The organism is Brevibacillus jepli (assembly GCF_047229145.1).
Classification (GTDB): domain Bacteria; phylum Bacillota; class Bacilli; order Brevibacillales; family Brevibacillaceae; genus Brevibacillus.
Genome location: NZ_JBFEFW010000061.1, coordinates 1 through 8,671, shown reverse-complemented (window position 1 = coordinate 8,671; position 8,671 = coordinate 1). Strand labels below are relative to the sequence as shown.

The 8,671-nt window shown below is 46.4% G+C and carries 11 protein-coding genes; 5 read left to right on the top strand and 6 right to left on the bottom strand.

Annotated elements, in window-relative coordinates:
* Positions 1–94: 94 nt before the first annotated feature.
* A complete protein-coding gene (locus AB1L17_RS30925; RefSeq protein ID WP_412848764.1) occupies positions 95–472 on the bottom strand; it encodes a Spx/MgsR family RNA polymerase-binding regulatory protein in 378 nt (125 codons plus the stop codon).
* Between the two features lie 281 nt (positions 473–753).
* On the opposite strand from AB1L17_RS30925, the gene AB1L17_RS30920 reads away from it, so the two are divergent.
* Together AB1L17_RS30920 and AB1L17_RS30915 are read left to right on the top strand one after the other, a co-directional pair.
* Positions 754–1,452 (top strand): helix-turn-helix transcriptional regulator, encoded by a 699-nt coding sequence (locus AB1L17_RS30920; protein ID WP_412848765.1) that lies wholly within the window; start codon positions 754–756, stop codon positions 1,450–1,452.
* Positions 1,453–1,589: 137 nt separating this feature from the next.
* Positions 1,590–1,856 carry a DUF2626 domain-containing protein gene (locus AB1L17_RS30915; protein ID WP_007723294.1) on the top strand — a complete coding sequence of 89 codons (267 nt, stop codon included), beginning with the start codon at positions 1,590–1,592 and terminating at the stop codon, positions 1,854–1,856.
* Between the two features lie 47 nt (positions 1,857–1,903).
* Here AB1L17_RS30915 and AB1L17_RS30910 read toward each other — a convergent pair whose 3' ends face one another.
* Entirely contained in the window at positions 1,904–3,001 is a 1,098-nt protein-coding gene (locus tag AB1L17_RS30910) for a class I SAM-dependent methyltransferase (protein WP_412848766.1), read from the bottom strand.
* Between the two features lie 93 nt (positions 3,002–3,094).
* On the opposite strand from AB1L17_RS30910, the gene AB1L17_RS30905 reads away from it, so the two are divergent.
* Complete coding sequence (locus AB1L17_RS30905) at positions 3,095–4,168, top strand: hypothetical protein (protein ID WP_412848767.1); 1,074 nt, start codon at positions 3,095–3,097, stop codon at positions 4,166–4,168.
* Between the two features lie 10 nt (positions 4,169–4,178).
* Here AB1L17_RS30905 and AB1L17_RS30900 read toward each other — a convergent pair whose 3' ends face one another.
* Both AB1L17_RS30900 and AB1L17_RS30895 read right to left on the bottom strand, forming a co-directional pair.
* Positions 4,179–5,447 (bottom strand): CapA family protein, encoded by a 1,269-nt coding sequence (locus AB1L17_RS30900; RefSeq protein ID WP_412848768.1) that lies wholly within the window; start codon positions 5,445–5,447, stop codon positions 4,179–4,181.
* Between the two features lie 93 nt (positions 5,448–5,540).
* Positions 5,541–6,188, bottom strand: a complete 648-nt coding sequence (locus AB1L17_RS30895) for an MBL fold metallo-hydrolase (protein ID WP_412848769.1) — start codon at positions 6,186–6,188, stop codon at positions 5,541–5,543.
* Positions 6,189–6,251: 63 nt separating this feature from the next.
* On the opposite strand from AB1L17_RS30895, the gene AB1L17_RS30890 reads away from it, so the two are divergent.
* Complete coding sequence (locus AB1L17_RS30890; protein WP_412848770.1) at positions 6,252–6,752, top strand: hypothetical protein; 501 nt, start codon at positions 6,252–6,254, stop codon at positions 6,750–6,752.
* 63 nt (positions 6,753–6,815) lie between these two features.
* Here the strand turns inward: AB1L17_RS30890 and AB1L17_RS30885 are convergent, their stop codons facing one another.
* Entirely contained in the window at positions 6,816–7,355 is a 540-nt protein-coding gene (locus AB1L17_RS30885) for a hypothetical protein (protein ID WP_412848772.1), read from the bottom strand.
* Positions 7,356–7,437: 82 nt separating this feature from the next.
* Positions 7,438–7,884: a hypothetical protein gene (locus AB1L17_RS30880; protein ID WP_412848773.1), complete on the bottom strand. Its 447-nt coding sequence runs from the start codon at positions 7,882–7,884 to the stop codon at positions 7,438–7,440.
* A gap of 139 nt (positions 7,885–8,023) precedes the next feature.
* Between AB1L17_RS30880 and AB1L17_RS30875 the strand changes: the two genes are divergently transcribed.
* Entirely contained in the window at positions 8,024–8,500 is a 477-nt protein-coding gene (locus AB1L17_RS30875; protein ID WP_412848771.1) for a DinB family protein, read from the top strand.
* The last annotated feature ends 171 nt before the right edge of the window (positions 8,501–8,671 follow it).

Sequence of the window (8,671 nt, the reverse complement as noted above, 5' to 3'; positions counted from 1 at the left end):
AGAGCTTTAAGATGTCAAAGTTAAAAAACAGAGAATGAGCGAGAAAACAGGAGAAAACATTACTTTATAGTGGGAGGTCTATACCCCCTCTTCATTACGACAACAGATTTTTCATGGCGGAAGAATTGAAGCCGACGATCAGGTTTTCCCCGTCAGTCAAGATCGGACGCTTCAACAATTGAGGCTCTTCACTAAGCAATTCGAGAAGCTCCTTCACCGTCATATCGTTAATATCTACATCCAAATTTTTAAAACGCTGACTTCTCATCGACAAGATTTCATCCAAGCCATTCGAAGTCATTTTGATAATATCGAGAAGCTCTTCCGCTGTCGGCGGATTTTTGAACAAGTGACGCTCTTCGTAGTTCACACCATTTTCAGCCAGCCACGCCTTCGCTTTGCGACAGGATGTGCAGCTTGGATAAGTGAAAAACGTTAATTTTTGTGTTTGTGTACGTTCAGCAACGGCCATTGGTTACCCCTCCATCTCATCTATAGCGAATGGTTTTATTTATTACAGTCTTGCTGTTCTTGATGTTTGTTTTAATACCTTACAAAAAGTTAGTCAATAAATTTTCTTTCCTTACTTTGGATTTTACTGCTTCATTAACACTATGTCAATAGTAGTTAATCTAAAAACTAGACGAAAATTCATGTGATCTTCTGTTGTAGCACACTGCTACCTTAACAAGTAACACAAAATGGGATACACTTATGAAGATTGTTGATTTGTTTTGAGAAAGGGGTATCGGCATGGACCACGATGCGCAAAAGTTAACCAGTGCTTTAGCTGACCCCACCCGTTTTTCCATTTACCAATTTGTCGCCTACAGCAAAGATCCAATCACGGTTCAGGATATAGCGGACCACTTTTCGATCCATCCGAATGTGGCTCGCTTGCACTTGACGAAGCTGGAGGACGTGCAACTACTCACTGCTGTTACAGACAAAAGTGGCAAGGGAGGACGTCCCAGTCGATTGTATTCACTGTCTGAACAGGTAGTGAGTCTGCAATTCCCTCCACGCGACTATCAGCTGCTGGCCGATATCGCGATTGAAAGTCTGCTCTCGCTCGGTGAAGCTGGCGAAGCCGCTCTAATTACTATGGGACATCGCATTGGAACAGAGATGGCAAAACGGGCGGTTGTCCAAAGCGGACTCCATTTAGAAACAGCCTCTATGGAAGAAAAATTGGACCTGATCCATCGTGTTGTCGTGGCTCAGGGATTGAAACCAGAGATCGAACCTATGGCAGAAGGCAAGCTGCGTTTTCGCGTAAACAATTGCACCTTCTCTGACAGCGCCAAAAAGTATCCGAACGCCGTATGCCAAATGCATAACGCTTTATTGATGGGAATATTCGAAACGTACTTAGGGAACATTGAATTACGTGAGGATGATTCCAAAATTCGCGGTTGCCAATCATGCAACTACACGGTGATTCAGTATTAGCACCGCAAGTCCAGTCTCTCCTCCCTGGGTGACAATAATCCGTCATACCTTTATCGTTTACACGTGTTCACCTGTCCTATATAATGGGGGAGGAATCTTGTAAATCTTACCGATCGAGGCAAAAAGGGGGGACAAAAATGGATCGTATGTATCGCGTTCTTGGTTTCTGGACCATCGTAATCGCGTTGATGGCGTTCTGGGCTGAATTGTACCCGATGGCGCTCATCTTCTTCAGTTTGACCGCTTTCTTTGTAGCGTTGAGCTACATGAACCTGACTGAACGAGTATACCTAAACATTTTCTTCGGCTTCATGTTCCTGTCTTTTGTTGGATTCACGTATTACACGTTCTTCGTGATGCCTGTCGGACCACAAGAACACGCTTTACTACAACTGATCATGTAAGCAAAAAGATGCTCGCCATGAGCATCTTTTTTGTTTCTCCTCATCTTCTACTCCTGGATCTCTTTCCCCTGGACCATTACCCAAAAACGCCCACCCAAGCCTGCAGGATCGATTAATTGCTGGATCGCCCGATTCCTTTTCATCGCGACGCTTGTGAAAGGGTCCGTATCCATATGCGCGACGGCTTTATGAAGCAAGCCATTCCGCATTAAGAACCTATCCTGTCGCATATAGTCTATCTCCTGTAAGCCTACCTTTTCCCCATACTGCTTCCACGCGGAAAAATTCACGTGGCTCGTCAAATCCTGTTCACCTATGTTCGCATATGGATTCGTATGTGCCTGATGACGATAGTAGCACATCAGTGTTCCGTTTTTGCGACTGGGATGGTAGAGCTCCTCTTGCAGGTCCCCGTAATCAATGGTGATGACGAACCCTTTTTTCAAAAGGCGAGAGACTTCCTTCGCTGCCTGCTCCATCGCCAGATTCACCTCAATGCGCATGCCAACTGGTAGCTTCAAGGTCAGTCCACGCAAGTATTCCCCCAACTCCGGAGTCGTCTCTCCCAAACATTCTTCAAACCCGTCAGCACCAAAACGTACCCATACTTCCTTCCAGCCTGCTTTGGTTTTCTGTGCAAGATGTACGGGGAATGCGTCCAGCCATTCATTCGAGAAGATTGTCCCTTCTATCTTTTCGTGCTGGGCAGCTTCACTCACGGAAGAATACCACCGCTTCGGTCCCTCATGCCACTCCAGTGCCTCCTGCTGCATTTTCCGATGATACGGACTCGCCTCTATTAAAATGACAGTCAGCTCTTTGTATATTTCCGGATTACTCTCCCGAAAGCGTTCCAGCATATGTCGGCAAACAGCCCCGGTTCCACCACCAATCTCAACGAGAACAGGTGAAGAGATTCCCGCCTGCTGCCACTGTGCCAAGACAGCATCTGCGATCGTTTCCGCAAAGACTGGATGCACTGAGGCGCTGGTATAAAAATCGCCCGCCTTGCCTACTTTGGGTTGTTCGACCATATAATATCCGTAAGTATCATGGTATAGCGCCAGCTCCATAAAGCGCGCGAACGTAATCGCTTGTCCCGGATGGCTTGCTATTTCCTCTCGAATCAGTTCGATGATATTCATTCGCTCTTCTCCTGCTATCCAAATTCAACTAGATAAGGCTATAATACGAAAAGAAGCATACAATATGGAAAGGCAAAAGCAAAAGGTGAAACCATGCGCAAATTTCTACTGGTCTTGTTCCTGCTTGTATGTCCACTGACGGTGTTCGCCCAGGAAGAGCCTGCTACCTCTTTGGAGCAGCTCATTCTACAGCAACATTTCACTCAGAAAGAGCTGGAGCGAACCCTCACCTTGCTAAAAGAAGAAGAAACGCGGACATACGGGGAAATCGCTCAAATGGATCTCGATTTACAACGACAAAAGCTGGTGATGGAAGCAACGCAGCGTCGCGCCGGTGAGGTGGCTCGGGCCTATTATATGGGCGAGCGTACTAATCTTCTGACGTTACTATTAAATGCGGAAAATTTCAATCAGTTCTTATTGATGTACGACTTTTATGAGATCTTGTACGAGCGTGACATGTCTCGACTGGAGTCTTACCATACGGAGCGCATCAAGCTCTCTGCGATGCAGACCGACAAAAAGAATCGATTGGACCAACTCCAGCAGTTACGTAAAAAATACGAGCTTCAATTATCAGAGATGCTTGCAATTGCCGCTGAAAAAGAGAAAAACGTGCAAAAACTGGATAATCCTACTGTTGTGGAATCCATGATGGATCACTTGATTTCCGACTGGGAAAAACGAGGCTTGCCCGCCTTCCAGACCTTCTTCGGTATGTTGGCGCAAGTCATGATTCAAGTTCCTGAATTGGCCACGCCGGATCGAATCCAATCGGATGGTCTTCTCAAGCATACACTAACCATCAACCAGAACGACTTCAACAATTTTCTGGTCGAGAAAGACCCTTTGTTTAAGCAATCGCATTTCTCTTTTGCGGATAACAAGCTGACTGTGGAAGGTACGTATGATCAGATGGAGCTAAAACTAGTCGGGAACTACGAGCTCGTCTCCCCTACCCATCTGAAATTCCATATTACAGAGCTTTACTTTGATGGCTTCGCCTTGCCTCAATCGACGGTAGAGGAAATGGAGGAAGCTTACGATTTCGGATTTTATCCCGAGCTGATCTCCCCCAATATTCAAGTGCAGGGCATCACGATGATGGACGAAGAATTAAAGCTTCAGTTACAATTTAATCTTCCATTTGGATTCGGAAAGAAGTAAAGCCAGCTATTTAGCTGGCTTTTTTCTTGGTGACGACCTTATTCACATGAGCCGGTATTTCCTTCTGCAGCTGTGTCATGTACTGGATTGCTTCTTTCGTGAGCGTAGGGTATTTTTGCCCCTGCTTCAGCTTTTCCAATGTATCTGACACCGGGTAAATGACGTAGTTGCGCTTGTTATTTTTCCGATAAAAATGAACGTAGGTCGGAATCATTTCCGCGCTCTCGATGCTTGCTACTCCAGACTCATTCTTGTACAGGGTCAGCTTCAGGATAGCACCTACATCCTTGTAATCCCAACGCTGCGCAGATATGAAATTGCCCAAGGAATACGCAATCAACCCTTTGTGCTCACGTCCGTCTTCAAGGGTAACCGTCTTCCATTCGTAGGGTTGTACGACATGTGGATGCGCACCTAGTATCAAATCCGCTCCAAATGTCAGAGCTTGCTCTGCTGTCTTGATTTGTTCTGGACTGGGCAGGCGTTGATATTCGTTTCCGAAATGAAGCGCGACAGCAACCAGATCGGCTCCTTTTTCTCTCGCCCGGGCAATGTCTTTTTTCATCAGCTCCGGTGAAATCAGATTGACCAAATATGGCTTGCCCGCAGGAATCGCGATCCCATTTGTTCCGTATGTGTACGATAGCAGGGCCAATGTAAATCCGTCCTTGGTCAACAATAAGGGCTCATCTCGTTCCTCTGGACTCGCAAACGTTCCCGTATGTTTGAGGCCAGCTTCATCGAGATATTTGATGGTTTGCAAGACACCCTGTTCTTTGCGATCCATGGAATGATTATTCGCTGTCGATACCGCGGTAAAGCCAATTTCCTTCAATGTGTGCGCGAGCGACTCAGGAGAATTAAACATCGGATAACCCGAGTATTTTGCCTTGCTTCCACTCATTGTTGTCTCTAAGTTACCAATGACCCAGTCCGCCTCACGGAACATCGGGGTGACATGCGGGAAGAAACGCTTGAAATCGTAGCTTTTCGTCGCTGGGTCCCAGACCGCATCCAATTGCTCTTGGTGCATCATAATATCGCCAACAGCAAGAAGTGAAATTCGTTGTTCCGGAAATCTCGATGGCAAAGGTGGAGGTGGGGTCTCCTCCGTTGTGTCGTTGTTATTGGGTACGGTCGGTGGCGGTGTTACGGGTTCAGGCACATTCACGTTGGGAGCTTGTGTCGTCTTATCCGCTTGGGCGATGGGTGAGGCACATCCTGCCAAGCTCGTGCAAGTGATAACGAGAATGAGTGCCCATTTCCAGGTTCGCTTCATAATAAATAGCTCCTTTAGTAAATGGTGACCCCTTCCTTTTCTCCGCCATCTGACAAAATCCTCTCCATTTCTTTATAAAGAATGGTGAAGGAATTAACGCAGCATCCCTGTGACAAACGGATTGTACGTTTTCTCGTAATCAATCGTCGTCTTCGGTCCATGCCCAGGATAAACGATGGTTTCATCATCAAGCTCAAACAGCTTATCTTGAATGCTGATCATGAGTGTCTCGTAATCGCCTCCGAACAGATCCGTACGCCCGATACTCTGATTAAACAGGACGTCACCTCCAAAGCAGTGTTGCCCGATTACGAATGAACAGCTACCTGGCGAATGTCCTGGCGTATGCAGCACCTGAATGTCAAAGCCTGCCAGCTCAAGAGTCTGACCATCTTCCAGTTCATGCTCTGCACGCTTACATACAATGAGTTCAGGCAAATTCCAGCGACGTGATCCGTTCAGATCAGGATTGGTTAGCCACTCTTGCTCCAATGGATGAATGTAAACAGGTGCTTTTGTCATTTCTCTCACTCGGTTGAGTCCGCCAATATGGTCCAAATGGGCATGCGTCAAAAGAATCGCAACCACATTTTTATTCGTGATGGCGTGGAGCAGTGCATCTGGCTCCATGCCCGGGTCAATGACAATCGTTTCGTTTGTATCGGTGTTTGTCACTACATACGCATTGGTTTGAAATGCGCCTAACGCATAGGATTCAATGGCAAGATTTTGATTCTTCATAGGAAACCTCCTTGATTTTTTGATACGATAGAAAAAATACGTTGTGATTCATGGGGGAATGACATGCGCCATATGTACGGAATTGAACTACATGTACCAGCCGGGAAGCTCCCTGGCTTCTATGCTCAAGTCATACATAAAATCGGGGATCATGTCAATGTCTTTGATCGGGACAAGCTGCTTTTTATCGTAGAGAATCAAGCTGAACAGGAAAAGCTGGAAGCCATTTTGGCGAAATCCAACATGCTGGGTGATGCCTTTTCGCTGCTGTTACTTCCGTCCTCGACTACGATTGATCAACTTGATGATATCGGTTTTGTCTCCCAAAATGAACATTCGTATGTATATGCAGATCGAGTTGCCTTGTTTACGCTCGCCACTCCATCCGAGTCACAAGATCAGTGGGCGGCGCTAGAGCAGCTTCGGGAGCATGTTTTGGGAGTGTTACCTGAGACCACACACCAAGCAGAAGCCTACCTGATCGATCAGAGCATGATGGTATTGGCAGAAGGAATCGCGAAGGCATATCAAGTAAAGCTCGTTTGGCTGCATCCGACAGAATGAGTTCTCAAGAAACAAAAAAGGGAGTTCCCAATGAACGGACTCCCCTCTCCCTATTACGATGATTTACGATGATTTCCGGTCAAATCGGAACCACGCTACTTTATTGTCAGCAAGACCAAAATTGGCGATGTACTTGCTGCCTTCATACACGACTTCCTGCCCGCCTTTTCCTTTGCCATACAGCTTCTCTAGCTGCTCAGCGCTATCAAACATGGCGAGTCCTCGATATGTTTTGAACTTTTGCGCGTCCTCACCGGGAACGCCAGCCAGCATAATCGATGTCACTTCACCTTTATGCACCTTCAACATCATCTGGGCTTGGTCAACCAGCAGCATCCCCATGACCGCGTCCCCTGCTCCTTGGGCCATTTGCTCTACTGTATAGCTCTGCCTCGTCACCATATCCATAAAATCTGCTTTGGTCGGCTTCAAAATATCCATGGCTTCTTTTATGTTTTGCCCGAGATAAATGCCGTTTACGCCATATTCCTTCTGATTTTCAGGATCGAACGGATCAGCTGTTCCCGACTGGGCAGAACAGGCGACCAGTACAGCTACCGCCATTACCCAAAAAGCTGTCATTCGCAAGTATTTCCACTTCATCACCTGTGCCCACCTTTGCTTGCGGTCTCTTTCGCTATCTTAGCGTATTCGGTAAGCATCGGGCAACAACAAGGAGATGAGCTTATTCTCGGGTTCCACTGACTTTGCGGCGCGGGCGGTTTGGAGGCAGATTGGTGTCCACCGATTGTTTGAAGCTCTCTAATATTTTGAGGAGCGAAGCGAAAAAAGGTGAGCCAAACACCGCAACAATGCCCCACATCCAGGTTCCTAGCTGCCAGGAGTTTTCTACGTACGCTGATTCGGCACCAGTCAAGATCAAAGCCGGATCTAGACGGAGCATGCCAAAAATGATACCTGCAGCCAATACAGAAATCAGCAGATTGAAAAAACGCTTGTAGTGCATCAAACGGGCAGCGTGATAATGATCCTCCCAGCAATTTTCTTTCGCCTCATAATCCGTTGCCAAAAAGGGAACGACTGATTTGAAAGCTTCGGTAACACCTGCTGCAGCGCTGGACACCGCTGTGATATAAATCAAAAAAGAGATAGATGAATCCAAAGTAACCATCATTCTTCCCTCCTTTCTACATATGTATGGAGATGGAGGGACAACTTGCAAAGTTTTTTGCAGTTTGTATATTTCCCCTTTGGTGTTAATACGGTAACATGTGAAGTGCATGTAAATATGAGGAAGGGCAGGGATTGCTATGCAGGACTTTTCTTTTGTATGGAATCAGTATGACTTGATTCGTGGAATGTTTTTGGGAAGATTGGCGGAATTAACTGAGGAAGAAGCAGACGTGGTTCCAGTTGGCTTTAAAAACAACATTCGCTGGAATATTGGTCATATTCTCCTGACGCAAGATTACTTGCTCTTCGGACCAGAAGGTATGAAATGTCCTCCATATTACGGAGCCATGTTCTCTCCAGGAACCAAGCCTGCTGATTGGCAAAAAGAAGGGCCTTCCCTCGAGACCTTAGCTGCCGAGCTAAAAGAACAGCATGTGCGTATCAAAGAAGAATTGCAATCCCGCTTGAATGATCCATTGCCAAAACCGTTTGAACTAGGTGACAAAGGCACTATGCATACTTATGGGGAAATGATGGTTTTCACTCTTTTCCATGAAGGAATGCACATCGGATGTATTTCGTCATTGCGAAATGCGATCGCGGCAGCTAAATAAGGAAAATCGGACAAAAACGCGGGGAATTTTATCCGCGTTTTTCTTTTTGGCTGCGCACCTCGTAAAAAAAGGAAAACCGCTCCAATGAGGAGCGGTCGATGTCGAGCCCGAATTGCTTATGGGGTTCTACCGGTTATTCTCTTTGGCTCTTCAACCTCCATCGTAGAGAAA

Coding starts and splice junctions, on each gene's coding strand:
- AB1L17_RS30875 (WP_412848771.1), top strand. CDS start 8,024: ATGCAGGACTTTTCTTTTGTATGGAATCAGTATGACTTGATTCGTGGA.
- AB1L17_RS30915 (WP_007723294.1), top strand. CDS start 1,590: ATGGATCGTATGTATCGCGTTCTTGGTTTCTGGACCATCGTAATCGCG.
- AB1L17_RS30905 (WP_412848767.1), top strand. CDS start 3,095: ATGCGCAAATTTCTACTGGTCTTGTTCCTGCTTGTATGTCCACTGACG.
- AB1L17_RS30920 (WP_412848765.1), top strand. CDS start 754: ATGGACCACGATGCGCAAAAGTTAACCAGTGCTTTAGCTGACCCCACC.
- AB1L17_RS30895 (WP_412848769.1), bottom strand. CDS start 6,188: ATGAAGAATCAAAATCTTGCCATTGAATCCTATGCGTTAGGCGCATTT.
- AB1L17_RS30880 (WP_412848773.1), bottom strand. CDS start 7,884: ATGGTTACTTTGGATTCATCTATCTCTTTTTTGATTTATATCACAGCG.
- AB1L17_RS30925 (WP_412848764.1), bottom strand. CDS start 472: ATGGCCGTTGCTGAACGTACACAAACACAAAAATTAACGTTTTTCACT.
- AB1L17_RS30910 (WP_412848766.1), bottom strand. CDS start 3,001: ATGAATATCATCGAACTGATTCGAGAGGAAATAGCAAGCCATCCGGGA.
- AB1L17_RS30890 (WP_412848770.1), top strand. CDS start 6,252: ATGCGCCATATGTACGGAATTGAACTACATGTACCAGCCGGGAAGCTC.
- AB1L17_RS30900 (WP_412848768.1), bottom strand. CDS start 5,447: ATGAAGCGAACCTGGAAATGGGCACTCATTCTCGTTATCACTTGCACG.
- AB1L17_RS30885 (WP_412848772.1), bottom strand. CDS start 7,355: ATGAAGTGGAAATACTTGCGAATGACAGCTTTTTGGGTAATGGCGGTA.